The organism is Shewanella sp. SNU WT4 (assembly GCF_006494715.1).
GTDB lineage: Bacteria > Pseudomonadota > Gammaproteobacteria > Enterobacterales > Shewanellaceae > Shewanella.
In genome coordinates this window covers 3,966,660-3,989,531 of sequence record NZ_CP041151.1, presented here as the reverse complement: position 1 = coordinate 3,989,531, position 22,872 = coordinate 3,966,660, and the positions used below count along the sequence as shown (strand labels likewise).

The following is a 22,872-nucleotide window of genomic DNA, read 5'->3' as shown; positions in this document are numbered from 1 at the left end:
CCGATCTTAAGTGAGAGCGAATGCCATTATTAACCCAAGTCAGTGCCAGTTTATTACGCGATAATTTGAGTCTTGATGGCTTGAATAAACATCTTGAGAGCTTGTTTGCCCATAAAATCGATTTTGCCGACTTGTATTTTCAAGGCTGTCGCCATGAATCTTGGGTGCTAGAAGATGGCATCATTAAAGAAGGCAGCTTCCACATTGAGCGCGGCGTTGGTGTGCGCGCCATTAGTGGAGAGAAAACTGGTTTTGCTTATGCTGATGATATTACTAGCGACGCCTTAGCGAGCGCCTGCGCTGCCGCTCGCGGTATTGCCATGGCAGGTCAGCAAGGTTCAGTGCAAGCCTTTAAGCAAACCCATGCCCACAGCTTGTACGTTAGCGCCGACCCGATTGCGGCCATGGAAGAAGTTAAAAAGATTCAATTGCTGCGTGAAGCCGATGCTTATATCCGAAGCTTAGATGATCGCATTATTCAAGTAGTCGTGAGCCTCTCAGGCGTCCATGAAGAAATTCTCGTGGCCGCCAGTGACGGCACGCTAGCCGCCGATGTGCGCCCATTAGTGCGCTTTAACTGCTCTGTGATTATGGAAGATAATGATCAGCGCGAGCGCGGCTCAGCCGGCGGCGGTGGTCGTCATGGCTATGAAATCTTCTTTGCTAATGATGATACTCACTTACCTATGTGTTTTGCCTTTGCCCGCGAAGCCGTGCGCCAAGCCCAAGTGGCATTGGTCGCCATCGATGCGCCAGCCGGTGAAATGCCTGTGGTATTAGGGGCAGGTTGGCCAGGCGTGTTACTGCACGAAGCTGTTGGTCATGGCTTAGAAGGTGACTTTAACCGTAAAGGTAGCAGCGCGTTCAGTGGTAAGGTCGGTCAACAAGTGGCGTCATCATTAGTGACAGTGGTGGATGATGGCACGCTGGCTAATCGCCGCGGCTCATTATCTATTGATGATGAAGGTACCCCTAGTCAGCGCAATGTGTTGATTGAAGATGGTATTTTAAAAGGCTATATGCAAGATAAGCTTAACGCCAGACTCATGGGCGTTGCGCCAACCGGTAACGGTCGCCGCGAATCTTACGCCCATCTGCCTATGCCGCGTATGACTAACACTTATATGCTGGGCGGCCAGTCAAAGCCTGCGGACATTATCGCCTCAGTTAAAAAGGGTCTGTACGCGCCTAACTTTGGTGGTGGCCAAGTAGATATTACTTCGGGTAAGTTTGTGTTCTCAGCCTCTGAAGCTTATTTGATTGAAGATGGTAAAATCACCACGCCAGTGAAAGGCGCGACCTTGATTGGTAACGGCCCAGAAGCCATGAAGCTTATCTCTATGGTCGGTGATGATATGGCGCTAGATCAAGGCGTTGGCGTATGTGGTAAAGATGGCCAAAGCGTGCCAGTGGGCGTGGGCCAGCCAAGCTTGAAGTTAGATTTATTAACGGTTGGCGGCACAGCGTAAGTTGTAAGCCGCTTATACTTGTTAGTAGCTAGTGCGACTTGACTATACAAGTAGTAAAGGCTGGACTTAAGTCTGGCCTTTTTTATTGCCGCTGTTTTTAAGCAATGTTCTGAACGCATGTTTTTAACGTATGATTTTAAGCCATGTTTTAACGACTAAAATCCAAGATTTGGCCGCCTGCATGAGTTAAATAATTATTCATCTTAGCCAAGTGTGGTTTGTGTACAATACTGCCAGTTAGAGCAAGAACTCTAGAGGAACTTATGCGACTGTTAGCCCTAGCATTATGCGTGTTGCTGCCCTTGCCTGTAATCGCCACCGAGCTCAGCTTTGATGCTGCTTGGACACAATTACAACAAGTGAGCGATAAGCTTAAGGCGCAACAACAACAACTCGAACGTGCCAATGCCCAGCAAGAGAGTGGTAATGATTTATCCTTACCGTCGATTAATATTGCTGGCAGTTACACTTATCTTGAAAAGCCGATTGAACTGGATTTACGCGATCTTAATCCATTAGCCTCGCTTAATCCTGGCAGTTTACCGCCCGCCATAGGCGGCGCGATAGCCAGCATTCCTAGCAGCTTATTCGTCACGCCTTTTACTCAGCAAGATGTCTTTCGCGCTAGCTTGCAAGCCTTGTGGCCGATTTACACCGGTGGGCAAGTGTCTGCGGCGCAAGGTATTTTAGCGGCGCAAGTCGCTGAAGAGCAGCAAGCGCAGCTATTAGCGTCGCGCGAGTTGTTTACTCAGTTGGTGGACAGATATTATGGCGCCATAGTCACTAAAGCTGTGCTTAACACCCAAGAGCAGCTAGTGGTGGCATTAACTGAGCATGTCTCTCACGCTAAGGCGCTAGAGCAGCAAGGGCAAATCGCCGCCGTTGAGCGCCTCAATGCCGAAGTGGCGTTAGATAATGCCAAAGTGGCCACCGCCAGCGCTCGGCGTCAGGTACAAATGGCTTCGATTGCTCTTGATCGCATGCTAAAGCTGTCAGTCACACCCAGCTCGCCATTATTTATTTTGCCGCAAGACCCAAGTTTACCGCGCTTGATGGAGCTCACTATGACTCAGCATCCAGCGTTAAAACTCTTGGCCGCCAAAGAGCAGCAAGCCAAGGGCTTGGAAGATATGGAAAAGGGTAAGTATTACCCCAATGTCTTCTTGTATGGTAATTACAGCCTTTATGAAGATGACAGCTTGATGTCGCAAGTTGAGCCCGATTGGATGGTGGGCGTGGGCGTTAAAATTCCACTGGTGAGCCGTGATGGTCGCAGTGGCAAGGTGGCGGCGGCCAAAAGTGCCATCTTGCAGGCGCGTTACACCCAAGCGCAAACCCGTGAAGATTTAAGCTTATTGCTCGATCAAACCTATCGGCAGATGGAGCAAGCGCGAGAAGAATACCAGTCGTTAGCCACGACTGAATCCTTAGCCAAAGAAAACCTGCGCCTGCGGGAGCTTGCCTTTAATCAAGGTTTATCGACCTCGCTGGAGCGCGTCGATGCCCAGCTTGGGCTGACCTCGGTCATGACTAAGCGCTTAGCTGCTCGATATCGTTATATCCAAGCCTACGCCCATTTAATGTCAATTTCTGGCCAGTTAGACGAGTTTATTGCCCGCGCTCGGGTGTTGGAGGAAACCAATGCGAACTAATAAAATTCTGGCCATAGCGGCCATCTTAGCCTTAGCCGTGCTGTTTGGCTGGGGGCTAGTAAAAGCCTATCAACCTAAGGCCACTGTGCTGCAAGGTCAAATTGAAGCGCGGGAATACCATGTGTCTTCCAAAGTGCCGGGACGAATTGAGCAAGTCTTAGTGCGCAAAGGCGATAAAGTCGCGGTCGGTGACTTGCTGTTTAGCGTGAGTAGCCCAGAGCTTGATGCCAAGTTAACGCAGGCGCAAGGAGGTTATACCGCCGCCAAAGCCTTGCAACAAGAAGCCGATAATGGCGCTCGTAGCCAACAAATCTTAGCGGCCAAAGAACAATGGCAAAAAGCTAAAGTGGCGTCAGAACTGGCCTCTACTACCTATTTACGCGTGGAAAACCTGTTTAATGACGGCGTCTTAGCCCGCCAAAAACGCGACGAAGCTTATACCCAGTGGCAAGCGGCTAAATATACCGAGCAAGCGGCTTTCGCTATGTATCAAATGACTGAAGAAGGCGCGCGCCCTGAAACTAAAGTGGCCGCAGCGGGTAAAGCCATGATGGCTAAAGGCGCGGTGGATGAAGTTAATGCCGTGCTCAATGACAGCCAAATGCGCGCGAGCCATAAAGGTGAAATTAGCGAAGTTTTACTGTTTGATGGCGAGTTAGCCCCGTCAGGTTTTCCTGTGGTGAGCCTGCTTGATATGAGCGATGCTTGGGCGATTTTACAGGTAAGAGAGGACTTATTAAGTCATTTCCCTATGGGCAAAACCATTAGCCTTACCGTGCCTGCGCTTAATAAGAGCCTTGATTTTAAAGTGACTTATGTAAGCCCCATGGGGCAATACGCCACGTGGCGCGCCACAGAATCAGGTCATGATTTTGATATGCGCACCTTTAGCATTGAACTTAAGCCAGTGACAGCTGAGCCGCTACTGCGGGTAGGTATGTCGGTATTATTGCCTTTATAAGCGGAGCTTAAGATGTCGGTGGCGGTAAGTTGGAGTGATAGATTTTGGCATGAGGCGCGCCATTTATGGCGCAGCCCGTGGCAACTAGCCTTGGTAACTTGGGTGCCTGTGCTGGCCTTGTTGTTTCTGTATGGCATTTTTAGTGCCGCAGTGCCGCGCAGTCTGCCGGTGGCCTTAGTTGATCAAGATGCCACTAGCTTAAGTCGGCAATTAGCGCGGCAAATGCAGGCAAGCCCAGCGGTGAGTTTGCAGCAATTTAGCCAGTTGCCCGCCGCCGAGCAAGCCATGCGCGAAGGCCAAGTGTTTGCCTTGATTTTAATTCCGCCGCAGTTTTCGCGGCAATTAATGACGCAGCAACAACCTCAGCTAGTGCTGCACTATAACGGCCAGTTTTTGCTGGTGGGCAAATTGCTCTCTAGCGCCTTGCAACAAGGCTTGGCTGATGCGCTGCAAGGCGTGGCGCGTCAGCAGTTATTGGCCAAAGGCGTGTTGCCTGCGGCCACGGCTGTGACTATTAGCCCCATCGCCGTGCAGTTAACGCCGTTATTTAATCAAAGCAGTAATTACTTAGCTTTTTTAATGCCGCCTATCTTGTTGGCCTTATTGCAAATTTCGGCAATGTTGATGTTTGCTAATGCCCTAAATGAAGAGCTCACCCCAAGATTTACTACTTGGGTGCGCCAAGATTTTTGGCCGAGCGTGACCGCAAAATTTGCCTTATATCTTCCCATTGCGCTACTGCAAGGCATGGCGATGCAAGTCTTTTTGTATCACATCATAGGCTTACCTATGGCGGGTAGCTTGCTTGACCTAGCGCTTGCCATGACAGTCATGCTGCTATTTATTGGCTTATGGGTGCTAGTGATTTTCTTGCTGCTGGCCGAGCCTGCCCGCGTGGTTAGCTTTTGCACTGCCTTATTTGCCCCAGCCTTTGCGTTTATGGGTATTACTTTCCCGGTGCACGAAATGCCGATGCTGGCGCAGTGGTGGCGCTTACTCATTCCTAGTAGCCATTACATTGACTCCCAAGTGGCGGTGGTGAGTTATGGCCAAGGGCTTGATACCTTATTGCCGCAGCAGCTCAGTTACGGCTTATTGCTAGTGTTATTGCCGCTGTTATTCGGTTTGCTGCGTTTAAGACGCAAAGGGGAGCAATAACATGGATTTACTTAAGCTGATTGGCTTGGAGCTTAAAGCTATTATTAGTGATAAAGCCATCGCCATCACCTTGTTTGGTGGCGTGCTGTTTTACTCAGTGCTTTACCCTTTGCCCTATTTGAATGAAGTGCCGACTAAGCAATTAATCGTGGTGGTAGATAACGACTTATCGTCACTCAGCCGCGAGTTTATTCGCCAAGCGGAAGCTAGCCCTAAGCTTAAAGTCATAGGCATTGTGGCAAGTTTAGCTGAGGCTAAAAACGCCATTATTAACGGTAAAGCCCATGGCTTATTGGCCATACCTGCGGGGTTTGAGCGCGATTTAGTCAGCGGCAAAGGCGTTACTGTGGCCGCGGCGGGGGATGCCAGTTATTTCTTGGTGTACTCCACCATAGCCGAAGGCTTGATTGGCGTGAGCCAAGACTTGGCCGCTAGCCTTAAATACCAAAGCTTACTTGCCCACGGCGTATCGCCACAAAGCGCGAGCATTCAAATTAGCCCAGTTAGCATAGATGCCGTACCTGCCTTTAACTTATCTTTGGGTTACACCCCTTATGTAGTGCCGGGCTTATTCTTACTGATTTTGCAGCAAACCTTATTGGTGGGCACAGGTATTTTAGGCGCTGGCCAATGGCAAAAACGCGGTTATTGGAGTGAGCTGAGTACTGGGCAATTACTGCTGGGGCGAGTGCTGGCCTTTATGCTGATTTACACTTTTTTTGCCAGTTATTACGTGGGTTGGTGTTACTTGGTGTATGACGCTGAGCTTAATGCCACCCTCGCGGAAGTTGGTTTACTCATGCTGCCATTTTTATTATCGAGCTGCTTAGCGGGCATTGCCTTAAGTAGCTTGTTTGTGCGGCGCGAATTACCCACACAAGCCTATTTAATTTCCTCTATGCCTATCTTGTTTGTCTCAGGGTTCGTGTGGCCACTGGCGTTAATTCCTGAACCGTTAGTTGCCATAGCGCAACTGATACCCGCCGTACCTGCCATCATGGCTATGCTAGCAATGAATCAGATGGGCAGCGGTTTTGGCGCCATTCTCTGGCCTTACTGCCAGCTATGGCTGATGGTGTTAGGCTTTGGCGTATTAGCTTGGCTTGGGGTGAGTTATCGCCTCAAGCACAATGCCAGTGCTAGCGCGGTTATGGAGGCCAATGCAGTTAGCATTGATGCTAATGTTAAGACCAACGCTGATGCTAATGTTGATACTGACGCCATTTAATCACGCCGCGCTTAGCTAACGCAGCGTCTAACGCATAAGTCGCCTAGTAATCACAGAGCCAGACTGAAGCCCTCAGTCTGGCTCTATTGTTTGGGCAGCAGCGCTTATTAGCGCGGCCTTAATCAGTTTATCGCTTGTCTCTTAAGGCTTTGCACTTAAGGCTTCTCTCTTAATGGCTGGTCACTTAAAGGCTTATGGGCGGCGTTGCGACTGAATAGCCAGCTTGCGGCCATAGAGGCACTTAAGATGGTGGCAATCACGGCTAACGACACCCCAATAGAGATATGGTAATACTCAATAATCAGCATCTTAACGCCAATAAAGACTAATATTGCCGCCAGTCCATATTTTAATAAGGCAAACCTGTCAGCCACCCCTGCGAGTAAAAAGAACATGGCGCGCAGCCCCATGATGGCAAAAATGTTAGAGGTTAAAACGATAAAAGGGTCAGTCGTCACAGCAAAGATGGCTGGGATACTATCAACTGCAAAGATGATATCGCTGATCTCCACCAAAATAAGCACTAACAGCAAAGGCGTGGCATAACGTATGCCTTGTTTTACTACCCAAAATTGCTCGCCCTCAAGCGTGTCTGTCACGCGCATGCGGCTTTTTATCCACTCTAATAAGCGCTTGGGCTTGCCTTCGTCATCATCATGGCTGAATAACATTTTGATGCCGCTTACCAGTAAAAACGCGCCAAAGACATACAAAATCCAGTGGAATTGATTGATGAGGTAACTGCCCGCAAACACCATAATGGTGCGCAGCACTATGGCGCCCAATACCCCGTACAGCAGCACGCGGCGTTGCAGTTCAGCGGGTACGGCAAAGTAGCTAAAAATCATTAACCATACGAATACGTTATCAACGGCTAAGGCTTTTTCCAGCACATACCCTGTAATGAATTCCATGGATTTTTGATGCGCGATAACATCGCCCGCTTGGTGTTGGTAGTAAAACCAAATCACCACCGCAAATAGCATAGAGATGCTGACCCAGATAATTGACCAAATGCCAGCTTCTTTGATTGAGACCACATGGGATTTTCCACCACCGACAAATTTAAGATCTATCCATAGCAGGGCTGTGATGATGGCAGCAAAGGTGAGCCACAAAGTGGCAGGGGAATACAAGATTGGTTCCACGACATTCTCCTGAAAAAATAACAGACAAGGCTGTTTCAGAAGAAGTCACCTTGCCAAATGGCAAGGTCTCACTCACTGGCATCATTAACATGATGCAAGCCCGGTAACCGGATGCCAAAGTTGGCAACGAGATGACGACTGACCGGCGGTATCGGCCTTGATACCAGAGTTACTCCCCTTGTAAGCACGATTATAACGCTTAGCTCACTAAGCTTTGGTGAAGATTGGTTAATCTGCATTTATTGCATTGATGCTTAATGGCATATATCGCTTGGATGCTTAGCTGGGCTATTTATCGGCTTATTACCTGCTGCGGGGTACTTGCTATTCATCACCTAATCGCCTGCGGCGGGCTACTGTGTTGTCGATTTCTCGACACGCCGCAAGCACATCCATGTGGGCTCAACGACAACATCCTTGTTGTCGATGGTCTCGAACTCGACAACACACTATCTATCCAACCGTCCACACTTGGTTACATTTTTGCTGGTTGTATGAATATAAATAGTGAACCTTGTGGTTTGTACCTTTTTAAATGATATTTTTGTTCGTATACAGGTTTATAGACTTTCAATATACTATGTAAAAATTAAGGATATAATTTATGACCGGTATGCCAGTTAGTAAAGTTAGTGATAATTTAGCTTCTTTTGAAATAGATTTAACGAAGCCAGCACCAACTCCTTCTATAGCTGTCTCTTGATCAGATCTCATAGCGTTTCTCCGGCTTCAAATAGGGCTTTGGCTAAGCGATACCCCTTTACCTGAGCCTGAAGATCATCCCATCCCTCCCAAATCGTGGACCAGCTGGCCATTCCCGTGCGCTTGCTATCATTAAAGCCTCCTAGTTTGGCCAAGGATTGATAAGCCCACTTCATATTTGGGGCTTCTTTGCCTTTATGTCCCCTTGGCTTGTAGAGCTGCATCAGTACTCGCCATTCATCATTCTCTAAGACATTGCTGCAGCTTTGATTTTCCATGCTTTGCGCTGCTTCGATTTGCCCTCTTTTTCTCAGATAAATTGGCAGGCTCATCACTTCCCGAAGTTGCAGTAGCCGCACACCAATAAAGCAAAGTATCGAGGCCGCTCGCTCAAGGTTGTCTGGCGATGTCATGCGTAACCTTTCAACCCCCGCGCCGGTTTTCCACGCCTTATGAAAGTCCTCAATGCGCCATCTAGTGGTATAAATATCAATCACATGAAGTTGCTGCGCCAACGTGTCAATCGGCTCACTGGTCAGTAGCATCCAAGATAGTCCATCTTCACCTTGGGGAGGATTGAGCTCTTGTGCGTACACCACATTAATCGCATGCTGCTGACGATTATGTTTGATGTTAACCGCACTGGCTTTGAGGGTGAGTTTGGCTGTTCGCGAGGGACGATTCTTGCTTTTCCCACTGGCTTCCTTTATGCCTTTTTGTGGGATGGCGATGGTGTATCCGCCGGTAACGGGATGACTATCCATGTGCTCAAACAGCTTAGCCTCGTATTCTACTAGGTTTCTTGCATGTTTTGCCCGCACCACAAACCGTTCACTATGTGATTGTTTATCCGATAAATAATGCATGATATCCGCTTCTCTATCACACACTGAGATCACTCGCGACATGTGAGCCTGCAAGCGTTGCCGCGTAAAATAGGATGCATCGGCCCATTTACCGCTCTCTTTTTCATCGGCCTCGTTGGGATTATCAGGTCGACACCACCAATCTTGGTGGATCAAGCCCAAGGTCCGAGAAGTATGGCTATCCAGTAGCAAGACAGAATGAACCCACCAACCACGAGACTTATCGGTAGGTTTGCCTAATTTCCCTAATTCAGACGCCACACTGTGCTTATAACTCAGGGCTGTCGTGTCTTCGAGAGCAAGTATTTCATTTATATTTTCAATCGCTTGGGCGGTGCGAGCAAAACCGGCGGCTCTGATCATAGATGGGCTAACATTATCATTGCGGATCAATCGATAGGCTCCTTCGAGTTTGGCATCTTCACCATTACAAGATCTGGCAACCGATTTACCGCTGCCAACCGCCATGTGTTCAGCGACGACGGTTAACCTTGCCGCTCGTCGTTTATCACCTAGCTCAGCATGATGAAAGTGATCATATGCCCATTTGTTCGGGTTAAAAATTGACATTAAAAATGATGAAGTGAGTGAATTTGCATGATCTGATCATCGCCAGTCAAGAAAGTTCCATTTTTTGCTAATAATTTGTGTAGAAGAGACAGATGCAACACCATCTTCAGATTACCTTTGAACACACAGACACCGCCTGATCCCCATTGAAGCGGCCGAGGGCGTTTGGCATAAATTGCGTGAGCGAGGTATGGATACCGAGCTAGCATCAGTCAAACAGGGACGTGCATCTGATGCGCTAGCGATTTATCCAATAAGACTGAGGGGCTTTCCGCTGAATTGGGGCGTCAGGGTGGTTGCAAGGAGGGTAGGACGAGCAGTCCTCCTTGCCCGGGTGTGGGATGGAATCCCACGACTTTATTTCAAACGAAGTTTGAACCTTAACCCCATTTTGGAAAAAGACGCGCTAGCTTAATTTGATGGTATAGAGCCAATACCCAGTAGGTCAGTAATCCCGCGATTATATTTCAAACGAAGTTTGAACCTTAAGCGCTCATGTTGAGCCAACACAGATCAGGTCAGTAATTCCGCGATTATATTTCAAACGAAGTTTGAACCTTAACCCCACTTTGGAAAAAGACACGCTAGCTCAATTTGATGGTAAAGAGCCAATACCAATTAAGCCATAAATGAAAGTGCTAGCCATTAGCTGCAACCTTAATTTGCCCAATTAACCATGAACAACCATTAAAATATTGATAAAAATCATACGATTTTTGAAAGCATAGATGATAGTATGCCCCCATTAGTCGGGGAGCCATTAGGCTGAGATCTACTGCTAAGAGGATGCAATCCTCTTAAGTCACATGAACCCGTTGAACCTGATTCAGTTAATACTGACGTAGGGAACTAATGGTCCTGTGACACACTCATTACGAGTTGTATCAACTAGGGATAGGTAGCAACTGCTTGGCGCGGGTTCATGCTGATTCATGGCTTTCATGGTGATGCACATGGCGATGCGTATAGTTAGCAGGGCTTGTTACCACTTATCTCACTTGGCTATTTTTCCTCTGCGTTAACGAGGAAATACTTATGCCTGCGTTAACCCCTAAAGCTCCTGCCACATCCATAGCTAACACCCCGATTGTTTTAACCATTGCCGGTTCCGACAGTGGTGGCGGCGCGGGTATTCAAGCGGATATTAAAGCGATTTCGGCCACCGGCAGTTATGCCTGCTCTGTGATTACGGCATTAACGGCGCAAAATACCCAAGGCGTGTCTGGCATTTACCCCATCAGCAGCGATTTTGTCGAGCAGCAATTAGATGCAGTATTCACCGATCTTAATGTGGCTGCGGTTAAAGTGGGTATGCTCAGTGATGCCAACATTATTCGCTCTGTGGCCAAAAAACTCATTCAATACGCGCCGCGCTTTTTAGTGGTTGACCCTGTGATGGTAGCGACCAGTGGCGATCTGCTGCTGCAAAGCTCGGCCATCGATTGCCTTAAGGCTGAATTACTGCCGTTAGCGGATGTGATCACCCCTAACTTGCCAGAAGCCGCTGCTCTCATTAATAAGGACGTGCCAGCTAGCGAAACCGCTATGACAGCCATGATAAGTGAGCTGCGTGCATTAGGCGCTAAGTCAGTGTTACTTAAGGGCGGGCATTTAGAGCAAGATCAAAACAGCACAGATTTATTGATTTTAGCTGACGAGATTATTCGCTTATCGGCCGCGCGCATCAACACCTGCAACACCCACGGCACAGGTTGCACCTTATCGGCAGCCATCGCCTCTTACTTAGCCCAAGGCCATGATTTACCCGCAGCTGTCGCCCTTGGCAAAGATTATATTACCGCGGCGCTTATTCATGCCGATGAGCTCAATATTGGCCAAGGCCACGGGCCTGTGAATCACTTCTTTGGTTTGAAAGCCTAACGGCTTGTTTGCCAGTGACTGATGGCGTGATAGCCATGAGCGGTCGCTAGCTGTAATGGCAATGAAGCAAGTCATGAGTAAAGCAGAAAGTAATAGCATGAGTAACAGCCATGAAAAATAGTCATGAGTAACAGTATTCGCTTAGAGATAACGGCTGGGGCTTTGCAGTATCACGGCAGCGATGCTGCGATTGTATCTGGGCTTAATATGACCCTAGCGCCAGGCAAATGGACGGCATTATTGGGGCGTAGTGGTTGCGGTAAAACATCACTGCTGCGATTTTTAGCTGGGTTATTAACGGATAAAGTCACTTGGTCTGGGCAACTGACCATAGATGGCGCTAAAAGCTTGCAAGGCAATATTGCCTATATGGCGCAGCAAGACTTATTAATGCCTTGGCTCAACGTGATAGATAACGTGTGTTTTGCCAATAAGTTTGCAGCGACGGTTAACGCGCCTAAATCGAATGCCAGCCAAGACAGAGCTTATGAGCTGCTCACTCTAGTGGGGCTTACAGGCCATGAACTCTCGATGCCAGCACAATTGTCAGGAGGGATGCGCCAGCGCGTGGCATTAGCGCGCACCTTAATGCAAGACCAGCCCATGGTACTGATGGATGAGCCGTTTTCGGCGCTTGATGCCGTGACGCGTTATCGCTTGCAAGCCTTGGCCGCGCAAGTGCTGGCCGATAAAACCGTATTGCTAATTACCCATGATCCCCAAGAAGCCTTAAGGCTAAGTGATGCGATTTATATCATGCAAGGGCAACCTGCCGCGGCGCTCGCCTTAGCTGTACCGTCCAGCCCCATCCCGCGAAAAATGGATGCTGAACTTGCGGCATTACAGCAACAGATAATAGACAGCTTAGAGGTGGATTATGTCTAACTCACCGCTGACGGCTCCCGACGCTGTGGCTGCAGCTAGCACTCATGCAGGTGCCAGTCTCAAGCCAAATACAAAAGTTAAGTTAAATGCCAAAGCTAATGGGGTGCCAACCTCCATAACCGCACGCATGCCCCAAGGATTAAAGTCGCTAGTTAGAGTCACTATCAGCGCCGCCGTGATCATCGCCTTATGGCAATGCTTGGTAATAGCCTTTGCCTTGCCGAGCTTTATTTTGCCAAGCCCGCTGGCGGTATTTACTAAGTTAATTCATCGGCATGAAGTGCTGCTCAGCCATTCTTGGGTGACGGCGCAAGAGATTTTACTGGGCTTAGTCTTAGGCTTATCTATGGGTTTGTTATTTGCCCTGCAAATGCTGCTGTTTGAGCCACTGCGGCGCTGGTTACTGCCAATCTTGATTGCAAGCCAAGCCATACCTGTGTTTGCCATAGCGCCAATTTTAATGCTGTGGTTAGGCTATGGCATAGCCTCCAAAGTAGTGATGGCGGCCTTAATCATCTTTTTCCCGGTGACGACGTGTTGTTACGACGGCCTGCGCAATACCCCCACTGGGTATCTTGATTTAGCTAAAACCATGGGCGCCACAAAGTGGCAAATATTAAGGCATGTGCGCTTACCGGCCGCCTTGCCAGCATTGGCATCGGGAATACGAGTGGCCGTGGTGGTTGCGCCCATAGGTGCCGTGGTTGGTGAGTGGGTCGGTTCCAGTGAAGGGCTAGGTTATTTAATGCTGCAAGCCAATGCTCGCATGATGATAGATGAGATGTTCGCGGCCTTATTTATTCTCGCGGCGCTGTCGGTGAGCTTGTATTTTGCTGCCGATGTTTTGATTCAAAAACTCATCCCCTGGCAACAAGATAAATGATGATAAATGACTGTATAAGCAACTTTTTAAGCCACGTTATAAGCAACTTTAGCCAAGCGCATTGGCAGCAATAAACTCACGCGAATGTGCCAGCTAATGAGCAAGATATGAATGTGTCAGCTAATGAGCAAGATATTAATGAGAAAAACGCAATGAAAAACACCCTAGTAAAATTCGCTCTCGTGGCGCTAATGGCAGGCTATGGCGCCGCGGCCAATGCTGCTGATAATTCCTTAACCTTAATACTGGATTGGTTTGTGAATCCCAATCATGGCCCAGTGGTTATCGCCCAGCAAAAAGGCTATTTCAACGATGAAGGCTTAAGCGTCAAGATTCAAGAACCCGCAGACCCCAGCATGCCCGCTAAATTAGTGGCGGCCAATAACATCGACTTAGCCATTTCTTACCAGCCCAATTTAACCATAGATGTTGCAGCGGGCTTGCCGTTAATTCGCGCCGCAACCCTTATCGCCACGCCATTAAATGCCTTAATGGTGCTAGATAACGGCAAGATAAATTCACTGGCAGATTTAAAAGGTAAAACTATCGGCATTGCCATTGCGGGCAATGAAGAGGCGACAATCGGCACTATGTTAAGCCGTGCGGGCGTTGACTATAACCAAGTGAAAATTATCAATGTCGGCTGGGCATTATCATCGGCACTGGCCTCGGGCAAGGTCGATGCCATTTGGGGCGGCTTACGCAATTTTGAAACCAATCAATTGGCCTTAGAAGGCTATAAAGTTAAATCCTTCTTCCCTGAAGAGCACGGCGTGCCGCCATATGATGAGCTAGTGTTTGTGGCCAACGCTAACACCTATGATGCCAAAGCCATCAAAAAATTTACCCGCGCCCTTGAAAAGGCAACGCAATTTATTGTGAATCACCCCGAAGAGTCGTGGCAAACCTTTGTGTCTTACGCGCCAGATACGCTTAACAATGAGTTAAATAAACGCGCTTGGAATGACACATTAACCCGCTTTGCGCTGCGCCCCGCGGCCATTGATTTAGCCCGTTACGATAATTTTGCCAAGTTCATGTATCAGCACCAGATTATTGCCAGCCGTCCTCAAGCGCAAGATTTTGTACCTGCGCTGTAATGACAGCCCATGTTTATTAATTTGTAGAGAGTCAGTATGAAGTATCAAGATTTAGTTGCGGCCTGTTTAAGTGATTGGCGCGAATACACAGAGCACAGTTTTGTGCAGCAATTGGCGCAGGGCGAGTTGGCCCATGGTTCATTTTTGCATTACCTCAAACAAGATTTTTTGTTTTTAAAGCAATACACCCGCGCCTATGCGTTAGCCATTTATAAGGCGCGCACTTTAGATGAAATGCGCCTTGCCTTACCGAGCGTGCAAGCCTTGTTAAGCGCTGAAATTGCCCATCATGTGGCGTATTGCGCTAAGTGGGGCATAACAGAAGCGCAGATGGAAGCTGAGCCTGAAGCCTTTGGCACAGTCGCTTATACCCGCTTTGTGTTAGATACAGGAATGTCTGGGGATATCATTGATTTATACGCGGCATTGGCGCCGTGTGCTCTGGGCTATGGCGTGATTGGCGCGCAGTTACTCGCCTGTGATACCACTAAATTTGACGCTAATCCTTATGCCAATTGGATAAAGATGTATGGCGGCGAAGAGTTTCAAGCTGGGGTCGAAAGAAGCATGGCTCAGCTAAATCACTTGCTGGCGGATATTGAACTAACGAGTCAGCGCGGTCAGCGCTTATGTCAGATATTTAAAACCGCGACCCGGATGGAAGTGGCATTTTGGCAGCAAGGCTTAGATAACGCTTAGCCTATTCATCATGATTAAAGCAAAAAGGAATAAGCATAATGATAATGAACACTCAAACGATTATTGAAGCCTTGGCCGCCTTGCGAGCGCAAAAACCTCTGGTAGTGAACATCACCAATTACGTGGTGATGAACAATAGCGCCAATGCCTTATTGGCCATTGGCGCTTCGCCGATTATGGCCCACAGCCGCCACGAAATGGCTGAGATGATGAATATCGCTGGCGCCTTAGTGATTAATATCGGCACCTTAGATAGCCAGTGGATCCCAAGAATGCAGTTCGCAGTTGAGCAAGCCAATCAATATAACAAGGTAGTGGTGCTTGACCCTGTGGGCTGCGGCGCAAGTGTACTGCGCACCGACACGGCGCGGCTAATTGCCTCCGCCGCCAAGCGCTTAATTGTGCGCGCTAATGCCTCTGAAATTATTGCGCTGGCTGGCGATAACGCCCGCAGCAAAGGGGTTGATGCCCTAGATAGCAGTGATTCCGCCTTAGGCGCGGCGCGCTATATTAGTGAGCATTATCAATGCAGCGTAGTGATATCTGGCGCCACAGATTATGTGGTAACCGCCAATGCGACTTATCAGCTTAAAAATGGCCACGCCATGATGCCGAAAGTTACCGGCATGGGGTGCACTCATAGCGCCCTAACTGGCGCCTTTGCTGCCATAGGTGAATGCTCCGGCGTGGCTGCTACCGCCATTTTAGGGGTGGCAGGAGAGATAGCCGCAACTATGGCGGCAGGCCCTGGCAGCTTGCAGATGAATCTATTAGACCTGCTTTATCAGTTAGATGCGCAAACGCTGGCGCAGCACTTACAACTCACGCGTATCGATTAGCGGGTAAATCAGCCACTTTTCGGGGCACTTATTTTAGCCACTCATTTTAGGTACTTATGATGACGAACAACCCTTACCGTTTGTATTTAGTGACAGACGAACAGCAAGACATTACCACCTTATGTGAGCTAGTTAGCGCAGCCATCAAGGGCGGCGTGACTATGGTGCAAGTGCGTGAAAAACACGGCGATGTGCGCGCCTTTATTGAGCGCGCCGCCGCCATTAAGCAAGTGCTTAAGGGCAGCGGCGTGCCGCTTATCATTAACGATCGCGTGGACGTTGCTTTAGCCGTAAAAGCCGATGGCGTGCATTTAGGTCAATCGGATATGCCAGCCACGCTGGCGCGCGCCTTAATCGGCCCCAAGATGATATTGGGCTTGTCGGTTGAAAATGACACTCAGCTTAGGGAGGCGCAGACACTCCCTGTGGATTACCTTGGCATTAGCGCGATATTTGCAACCCCCACTAAGACCAACATCATTAACCAATGGGGCATTGCTGGTCTTACTCAGGCGGTCAATACCAGTCAGTTGCCGCTGGTGGCCATTGGCGGCATTAATGAAGCTAATATCCAAGAAATAGCCGCGACAGGGGTAGATGGCATAGCGTTAGTCTCAGCCATTTGTCATGCCAGCAACCCACAACAAGCCGCCGCTAAGCTAGTGGATTTGATGGGGGCTAAGGGTTAGATAAGCGTTAGATAAGCGTTAGTTCGGCATTGGCCTTAGGCTTGCACTTTTACTTTCTAAAGTAAGGTAAGCTAAGGCCAATGCGCTTATTCATATCGGTTAAGGTTTTTGGCATTGCTGACTGGTGGCAGGGAAATAGCGCTCAGTTTTCCAATCAAGGCACCAGACGTTATCTTGCCAGCGGTAGCGATAACGGCCATCAACCACCACGACTTGGGCATCAGTGCCTAAGCGCTCTAGGCCACTGGTTTGCGGGGTAAATTCGCGGGCAGGCTCTGTCATTACAGTGGGCGCTGCCACTGTAATGACTCTCACTTCTGGGCGCGGGCGCTGATAATTATCATAGGGATTGCGATAGCTATTTCCCCAAGCATTGGAGGCGCGATAAGGGTAGCTATCATACTTGTCATAGGCGTTCCAATTACCATTATGCCAAGCGTTATTATTCCAGTTGCCATTGCCCCAGCCGTTATTATCCCAGTGGTTATTGTTATTCCACAGACCTAAGCCACTGCCAATAATCCACGAACTACCAAAGCGACTAAAAGAGTGATTGTAATAAGGGTCATGGTTGAACGAGTTAAATCCACTGCGCCAATAGGGGTTATGCCTTACGGGCTCACGCCAGCGATTATCATAGCGATTATGGTAGCGCTGCCGATTGTAGTTGTTACTGTAATTGTTGTTGTCATCATAGCTTTGGGGCCGGTAATGCGGGCCTTGCTGCTCGATGCCAGCGCCTTGCTGTGCAGCATAAGCGCCTTGCTGCACAGTATGACTTGGCTGCTGGCTTAAGGATGAGGTTTCGGCCAGCGCTGGGCTCATAACACTTAAGCTCACTAAGGTCGCAACACTTGCGACGGCAATCGCGCTTCCTATCGCGCTACTTATCTTAATGCCAGTCAAGGCCAATAGCGGGCTCATGCTAACAGGGGGCTTAGCCTTATTTAGGGGATAGCAGGGGATTAAAGCGAACCAAGTAGCCATGATGAGTCTCCCACTGAGCTGTTAATAAGTAGCGACTTTTAGCAAGCATAGCAGCTTGTTGTTTAACGCTTAACTATTAATTATGCCCAACATTAATGCTATAGTCGCGCTATCAAGGCGAACGATAGCAGGGTTATATCCACATGAGTTTTAAGGACTTACGTAGTTTCATTGACCATTTAGAAGCCAATGGCGAACTTAAACGTATTAGTTATCCGGTTGATCCTCATTTGGAAATGACCGAGATCTGCGATCGAGTATTGCGCGCAGGTGGCCCAGCCATTTTGTTTGAGCATCCGAAAAACAGCAAGATGCCAGTGCTGGCCAACTTATTTGGCACGCCTAAGCGCGTGGCTATGGCCTTAGGTAAAGATGACCCAATTGCCCTGCGTGAAGTGGGTGAATTGCTGGCATTTTTAAAAGAACCTGAGCCGCCACGCGGCTTTAAAGATGCCATAGCTAAAATCCCTATGTTTAAGCAAGCCTTAAACATGCCGCCAAAAACTGTGCGTAACGCGCCTTGTCAGCAAGTCGTAATTACTGGCGATGACGTTGATTTAACTCAGTTACCTATTCAGCATTGCTGGCCGGGAGATGCAGCCCCCTTAGTGACTTGGGGACTGACCATCACTAAAGGGCCAAGACAAAAACGCCAGAATTTAGGAATTTATCGCCAGCAGTTACTGGGTAAAAATAAGCTGATTATGCGCTGGTTATCCCATCGCGGCGGCGCCTTAGATTTTGCCGATTTTAAGCAGCAATTCCCCGGTGAAAAATACCCTGTGGTAGTTGCCTTAGGCAGCGATCCTGTGACTATTCTTGGCGCAGTCACTCCTGTGCCAGATACCATGAGCGAATATGCCTTTGCAGGCTTACTGCGTGGTGAGCGTACCGAAGTGGTTAAGGCATTAAGCTGCGACTTAGAAGTGCCAGCTACCAGTGAAATCATTCTCGAAGGTTATATCGACCCAGATGAATTAGCGGTTGAAGGCCCTTATGGCGATCACACTGGCTATTACAACGAAACCGATAAATTCCCTGTGTTTACTATTACCCATGTGACTCACAGACGCGATCCTATTTATCACAGCACTTATACCGGCCGTCCACCAGATGAGCCAGCTATGCTAGGCGTGGCATTAAATGAAGTATTTGTGCCGATTTTACGTAAGCAATATCCTGAAATCGTAGATTTTTATTTGCCGCCAGAAGGCTGCTCTTATCGCATGGCGGTTATCTCCATTCGTAAGCAGTATCCTGGGCATGCCAAGCGCATCATGATGGGGGCTTGGTCTTTCTTACGTCAGTTTATGTATACCAAGTTTATTGTCATAGTGGATGACGATGTCGATTGCCGTAATTGGCAAGATGTCATTTGGGCCATTACTACCCGTATGGATCCTATTCGCGATACTGTGATGATAGATAACACGCCGATTGATTATTTGGATTTTGCATCACCGGTTGCGGGCCTTGGCTCGAAAATGGGCTTAGATGCTACTAATAAATGGGCGGGTGAAACCGATCGCGAATGGGGCACGCCTATTGTCATGGATGACGCTGTAAAGCAAAAAGTCGATGACATTTGGGATGAGCTGGGCATAGATCCTCAGCCTACTTTATAATCACCCTATTAGGGTGCAAATACCTCTCATTAATCAATGACACAAACCTTCGCAGAAAGGTAACAAGGAAAGCTCATGCAAACGATTCGCTGCCAAGTATTGGCTGTTACGCCTTTTAATGACTCAGTTTATCAAGTGAAACTGAAGCCAGATGTTGCCTGTGATTTTAAAGCGGGGCAGTACTTGCTGGTGAAAATGGATGAGAATGACAAGCGTGCCTTCTCTATTGGCAGTGCGCCTGGGCAAGATCATATTGAATTGCATATTGGCGCTGCTGAATCAGAAGCTTACCCAATGCAAGTGGTTGAGCGTTTAAAGACTAGCAGCCATATAGACATTGAAATGCCAGGTGGTGACGCCTTTTTACGTGAGCATAGCCAGCGCCCAAGATTATTGATTGCTGGCGGCACAGGTTTCTCTTATATCAAGAGCTTAGTGGAGCACATGATTGCTCTTGGCCAGACCGTAGAAACTCAGCTCTATTGGGGTTGCCGCACTCAAGATGCCATGTATTTTGAATCTATCGCCAGACAGTGGCATCAAGATCATGCTTGGCTGCACTTTGTGCCTGTGATTGAAGATGCCCGCGAAGATTGGGATGGCAAGCAAGGCAATTTGCTGGAGCAAATCAAGTCAGATTTTATTAGCTTAATGGGATACGATATTTATATCGCTGGCCGTTTTGCTATGGTGGGCGCGGCTCGTGAGCAGTTTAGACAAATGGGCGTTGAAGAAGCGCACTTGTTTGGCGATGCGTTTGCGTTTATTAAATAAGCCGGCCTAAAGATAAAGAATGCCATAGCTCTATGAGTTAGCACTCAAAAAAAGCGCCCTAAGCCATGAGCTTAGGGCGCTTTTTTTATATAAGTTCGAGCAAACATCCCGCCATAGATTAAACCGATTCGGTTTTTGTCTCTGGCGCAATCTCAGATGGCGTGTCTGAGTTATCCGCCGTTTCAGCTATTAGGGCTAAACGCTCACGTTCGGCTTTACTCACATAGTCAGACTTAGGGCGGCCATTAAGCTTGGCCTTTTTACGCTTGTCTTTAGCGATTAAGGTTTGGTTGATTTTCTTTTTACGATTCATGGGAGTTAGCGATTGAATGAGTGCCTATGGCGGTGATTATACCTCAATCCTGACAGGGCGCGGCATGGCAGCTAGCATTGGCTTGAGTGTTAGCGTCATTATTTAGCGCCTGTATTAGTGTTAGCGACTTTGCAATTGCTTAACCGCGGCTTGCAGGCCGAGTTCATAGCCTTGGCTACCTAAGCCGCAAATCACGCCTACGGCCACATCCGATAAATAGGAATGATGGCGAAACGGCTCGCGCGCATGCACATTGCTTAAATGAATTTCAATAAAAGGAATGGCTACCCCAAGCAGGGCATCACGCAGCGCCACACTGGTATGAGTAAAGGCGGCGGGATTAATCAAAATAAAGTCCGCATCGGTAGTGTGTATGGCATCCAGTAACTCATGCTCGGCATTGGACTGAAAATGGCTAAGGCTAACCCCTAGCTGGCAAGCCTGCTGCATCAAGGTCGTCACTATGCTATCTAAGCTCTGATGACCATATTTTTCAGGCTCACGTCGCCCCAGTAAATTAAGATTCGGGCCATTAAGTAGCAAAATTTTATACATTTGAGTTCCTTGTGATGAGCTTGCTTGCAAAAATTGTCATGGACTGGCTATGGGGTCAATCAAATTTTTTCTGTCTCAGTTGTTTCACTTGGCCGCGCTGGGTCTTGCTATCCATACGTTTGCGTTGGCTATTACGGCTGGCTTTGGTGGCTATACGCTTCTTTTGGGTAATCATCACGCTTTGCACTAAGGCAATAAATTGCTCTAGGGCCGTTTGCCGATTGGTGTCTTGGCTGCGGCTCTGCTGGCATTTAATGATGATTTTACCGCTTTGGGTAATGCGATGATCCCTAAGCACTAATAGCTTTTGTTGGTATTCTTCCGGTAAGGATGAGTCGGCAATTGAAAATATCAATTGCGCCGCCGTTGATACCTTATTGATATGTTGTCCACCGGCGCCACTGGCTCGTATAAATTGCCATTCGATTTCGTTATCCGAGAGGATGACGCGGTTTGAAATTTTGATCATGATCTAACCTAACTTAATTCGGTAACTAGTGAAGATGCTCACTAAATAAGTTAGCCGCCTTCATAGGTAATTGGCTATTATGGGCAAATTCGCCGGCAAGAGGTACTGATTTGCCTTATGCCGCAGATAAAATTCGACTTGGAGTGTGTTCATGTTGTGTCAAATCCCCGATGTATCCCCGGGCGTGTTGAGTTTATTTGTGAGTGGCCGTATTTCCGCTGCAGATTATCGAGAACGCTTGCAGCCATTAATGGTGAGTTATCAGGCGCAGCATGGCCGCATTGACTTGTATATTGAGGCTGACGTCTTACTTGAAGGCTGGGATAAATCGACCTTATTTGGCGCCGGCCAAGTGCAATTTGCCCCGTTTGATACCTTAGTTATGCTAGGTGGCCCAGATTGGGTGGGTAATGCATTGCAATTATTTGGGCCGCTTATTCAAGGCCAAGTGGCTTGGTTTCCACTGCATCTTAAAGCCGATGCCCTCGATTTCCTCGCCCATAGACAAGAGTTAAGCCGTTAAATTTATGATACTTGTTGGTAGATAAAATCCTTAAACCTTTGGAGTGAATGATGATGACCAGAATAATCGCAGTCGTTATGGCCATAGTGTGGTTAGCGGCCTGTACGCCAGAAGTGGGCAGTAAAGCTTGGTGCGAACACATGGATAAAAAGCCTAAAGGTGAATGGACGGCAGATGAAGCCGGTAGCTATGCTAAGCACTGCGTCTTTGGCAATACCATTGATTGATAAAGCATAATGAGCCTTAGCGCTTAATGTTAAACCGCTAGGGTTTGCATGGTTAACCGTGACTGATCACAATTTGGTTACGGTTAATGTCAAGTTAGGTAAAATCGCTTGCCATCATTAAACAATGGCTTATGATTGCGCAGCTAATAAACTTAACTCACTGAAACAACAGGGCTGGTAGCTTGATATCCATTAGGATGTTACACCAATTAACATGCGCTTTGATCGCCATAGTGTTGCTGCAATTTGTCGCAACCAATAGTGGTGCTCATCAGTTGCATCTTGATGTTGGTGTCGCCGATGATGAAAACTCGCACCCCCACTTGCAATTTGTCGCCCCTGTTTTAGTCACTGAGTTGTGCGTTCAATGCCAATGTAATCCTGAGGATGGCGCGCCGCGTGTTGCTTCTGAATTAACTTTCTTGAGCCACGAGCACCAAAGCGTTGAATGGCAATCCTTTGATTTATGTCTTGATTGTCAATGTCATGGCGGCGCCGTGAGTTTATTATCTTTCTTGCCGCAATTGGCACCATCCCCCATTGAAGCCTTATTACCTGCCGCTAACTTAGGCGCAGTATTAGTGGCTAGCACCACCTTATATCGTCCCCCCATCGTTTAATTCCTGAGTGTTACTTGTTCGCTGCATTCGCATTAGCGATTGAAAATAA

Annotated in this window: 23 protein-coding genes and 1 riboswitch; of the genes, 17 read left to right on the top strand and 6 right to left on the bottom strand. The window is 48.1% G+C overall.

Annotation, left to right across the window (positions count from 1 at the left end; all coding sequences use genetic code 11):
* Positions 1 to 20 precede the first annotated feature (20 nt).
* From tldD to FJQ87_RS17880, 5 genes are all read left to right on the top strand, one after another.
* Positions 21 to 1,469 carry a metalloprotease TldD gene (tldD, locus tag FJQ87_RS17900; protein ID WP_140933798.1) on the top strand — a complete coding sequence of 483 codons (1,449 nt, stop codon included), beginning with the start codon at positions 21 to 23 and terminating at the stop codon, positions 1,467 to 1,469.
* A 263-nt stretch (positions 1,470 to 1,732) separates the two neighbouring features.
* Complete coding sequence (locus FJQ87_RS17895) at positions 1,733 to 3,121, top strand: TolC family protein (protein WP_140933797.1); 1,389 nt, start codon at positions 1,733 to 1,735, stop codon at positions 3,119 to 3,121.
* Positions 3,111 to 4,082: an efflux RND transporter periplasmic adaptor subunit gene (locus FJQ87_RS17890; RefSeq protein WP_140933796.1), complete on the top strand. Its 972-nt coding sequence runs from the start codon at positions 3,111 to 3,113 to the stop codon at positions 4,080 to 4,082. Before FJQ87_RS17895 ends, FJQ87_RS17890 begins: the two co-directional genes overlap by 11 nt.
* 12 nt (positions 4,083 to 4,094) lie before the next feature.
* On the top strand, positions 4,095 to 5,240 hold the full coding sequence (locus tag FJQ87_RS17885; protein ID WP_140933795.1) for an ABC transporter permease: 1,146 nt from the start codon (positions 4,095 to 4,097) through the stop codon (positions 5,238 to 5,240).
* Between the two features lies 1 nt (position 5,241).
* The gene (locus FJQ87_RS17880) at positions 5,242 to 6,468 is read left to right on the top strand and encodes an ABC transporter permease (RefSeq protein ID WP_140933794.1); all 1,227 of its coding nucleotides are present in this window, start codon (positions 5,242 to 5,244) and stop codon (positions 6,466 to 6,468) included.
* 155 nt (positions 6,469 to 6,623) lie between these two features.
* Here the strand turns inward: FJQ87_RS17880 and FJQ87_RS17875 are convergent, their stop codons facing one another.
* Together FJQ87_RS17875 and FJQ87_RS17870 are read right to left on the bottom strand one after the other, a co-directional pair.
* Positions 6,624 to 7,616 carry a TerC family protein gene (locus FJQ87_RS17875; RefSeq protein WP_276613150.1) on the bottom strand — a complete coding sequence of 331 codons (993 nt, stop codon included), beginning with the start codon at positions 7,614 to 7,616 and terminating at the stop codon, positions 6,624 to 6,626.
* 710 nt (positions 7,617 to 8,326) lie between these two features.
* A complete protein-coding gene (locus tag FJQ87_RS17870; protein ID WP_140930426.1) occupies positions 8,327 to 9,754 on the bottom strand; it encodes an IS4 family transposase in 1,428 nt (475 codons plus the stop codon).
* A 740-nt stretch (positions 9,755 to 10,494) separates the two neighbouring features.
* A riboswitch (TPP riboswitch) is annotated at positions 10,495 to 10,619 on the top strand.
* 170 nt (positions 10,620 to 10,789) lie between these two features.
* Between FJQ87_RS17870 and thiD the strand changes: the two genes are divergently transcribed.
* The 7 genes from thiD (at position 10,790) to thiE (ending at position 16,730) form a co-directional block, all read left to right on the top strand.
* Positions 10,790 to 11,635, top strand: a complete 846-nt coding sequence (gene thiD / locus FJQ87_RS17865) for a bifunctional hydroxymethylpyrimidine kinase/phosphomethylpyrimidine kinase (RefSeq protein ID WP_140933793.1) — start codon at positions 10,790 to 10,792, stop codon at positions 11,633 to 11,635.
* A gap of 123 nt (positions 11,636 to 11,758) precedes the next feature.
* Positions 11,759 to 12,520 carry an ABC transporter ATP-binding protein gene (locus FJQ87_RS17860; RefSeq protein ID WP_168195230.1) on the top strand — a complete coding sequence of 254 codons (762 nt, stop codon included), beginning with the start codon at positions 11,759 to 11,761 and terminating at the stop codon, positions 12,518 to 12,520.
* 127 nt (positions 12,521 to 12,647) lie between these two features.
* The gene (locus tag FJQ87_RS17855) at positions 12,648 to 13,403 is read left to right on the top strand and encodes an ABC transporter permease (RefSeq protein ID WP_140934200.1); all 756 of its coding nucleotides are present in this window, start codon (positions 12,648 to 12,650) and stop codon (positions 13,401 to 13,403) included.
* Between the two features lie 152 nt (positions 13,404 to 13,555).
* Entirely contained in the window at positions 13,556 to 14,503 is a 948-nt protein-coding gene (locus FJQ87_RS17850; RefSeq protein WP_140934199.1) for an ABC transporter substrate-binding protein, read from the top strand.
* Between the two features lie 36 nt (positions 14,504 to 14,539).
* A complete protein-coding gene (gene tenA, locus FJQ87_RS17845) occupies positions 14,540 to 15,202 on the top strand; it encodes a thiaminase II (RefSeq protein WP_140933791.1) in 663 nt (220 codons plus the stop codon).
* Between the two features lie 44 nt (positions 15,203 to 15,246).
* Positions 15,247 to 16,041: a hydroxyethylthiazole kinase gene (gene thiM / locus FJQ87_RS17840; protein WP_168195229.1), complete on the top strand. Its 795-nt coding sequence runs from the start codon at positions 15,247 to 15,249 to the stop codon at positions 16,039 to 16,041.
* A gap of 56 nt (positions 16,042 to 16,097) precedes the next feature.
* Positions 16,098 to 16,730 carry a thiamine phosphate synthase gene (gene thiE, locus FJQ87_RS17835; RefSeq protein ID WP_240778777.1) on the top strand — a complete coding sequence of 211 codons (633 nt, stop codon included), beginning with the start codon at positions 16,098 to 16,100 and terminating at the stop codon, positions 16,728 to 16,730.
* Between the two features lie 99 nt (positions 16,731 to 16,829).
* Here the strand turns inward: thiE and FJQ87_RS17830 are convergent, their stop codons facing one another.
* Complete coding sequence (locus tag FJQ87_RS17830) at positions 16,830 to 17,717, bottom strand: hypothetical protein (protein WP_168195228.1); 888 nt, start codon at positions 17,715 to 17,717, stop codon at positions 16,830 to 16,832.
* A gap of 143 nt (positions 17,718 to 17,860) precedes the next feature.
* On the opposite strand from FJQ87_RS17830, the gene ubiD reads away from it, so the two are divergent.
* Entirely contained in the window at positions 17,861 to 19,342 is a 1,482-nt protein-coding gene (gene ubiD, locus FJQ87_RS17825) for a 4-hydroxy-3-polyprenylbenzoate decarboxylase (RefSeq protein ID WP_140933788.1), read from the top strand.
* Between the two features lie 75 nt (positions 19,343 to 19,417).
* Positions 19,418 to 20,116 carry an NAD(P)H-flavin reductase gene (fre, locus tag FJQ87_RS17820; RefSeq protein WP_140933787.1) on the top strand — a complete coding sequence of 233 codons (699 nt, stop codon included), beginning with the start codon at positions 19,418 to 19,420 and terminating at the stop codon, positions 20,114 to 20,116.
* Positions 20,117 to 20,234: 118 nt separating this feature from the next.
* Here the strand turns inward: fre and FJQ87_RS17815 are convergent, their stop codons facing one another.
* The 3 genes from FJQ87_RS17815 to arfB form a co-directional block, all read right to left on the bottom strand.
* The gene (locus tag FJQ87_RS17815) at positions 20,235 to 20,429 is read right to left on the bottom strand and encodes a DUF2986 domain-containing protein (RefSeq protein WP_140933786.1); all 195 of its coding nucleotides are present in this window, start codon (positions 20,427 to 20,429) and stop codon (positions 20,235 to 20,237) included.
* Positions 20,430 to 20,549: 120 nt separating this feature from the next.
* Positions 20,550 to 20,984: a type II 3-dehydroquinate dehydratase gene (gene aroQ, locus FJQ87_RS17810; RefSeq protein WP_140933785.1), complete on the bottom strand. Its 435-nt coding sequence runs from the start codon at positions 20,982 to 20,984 to the stop codon at positions 20,550 to 20,552.
* Between the two features lie 55 nt (positions 20,985 to 21,039).
* Positions 21,040 to 21,453 (bottom strand): alternative ribosome rescue aminoacyl-tRNA hydrolase ArfB, encoded by a 414-nt coding sequence (gene arfB, locus FJQ87_RS17805; RefSeq protein ID WP_140933784.1) that lies wholly within the window; start codon positions 21,451 to 21,453, stop codon positions 21,040 to 21,042.
* A gap of 151 nt (positions 21,454 to 21,604) precedes the next feature.
* On the opposite strand from arfB, the gene FJQ87_RS17800 reads away from it, so the two are divergent.
* From FJQ87_RS17800 to FJQ87_RS17790, 3 genes are all read left to right on the top strand, one after another.
* The gene (locus FJQ87_RS17800) at positions 21,605 to 21,976 is read left to right on the top strand and encodes an STAS/SEC14 domain-containing protein (RefSeq protein WP_140933783.1); all 372 of its coding nucleotides are present in this window, start codon (positions 21,605 to 21,607) and stop codon (positions 21,974 to 21,976) included.
* Positions 21,977 to 22,023: 47 nt separating this feature from the next.
* Positions 22,024 to 22,203: a DUF3012 domain-containing protein gene (locus FJQ87_RS17795; RefSeq protein WP_206194354.1), complete on the top strand. Its 180-nt coding sequence runs from the start codon at positions 22,024 to 22,026 to the stop codon at positions 22,201 to 22,203.
* A 221-nt stretch (positions 22,204 to 22,424) separates the two neighbouring features.
* Entirely contained in the window at positions 22,425 to 22,823 is a 399-nt protein-coding gene (locus tag FJQ87_RS17790) for a hypothetical protein (RefSeq protein ID WP_168195227.1), read from the top strand.
* Positions 22,824 to 22,872 lie beyond the last annotated feature (49 nt).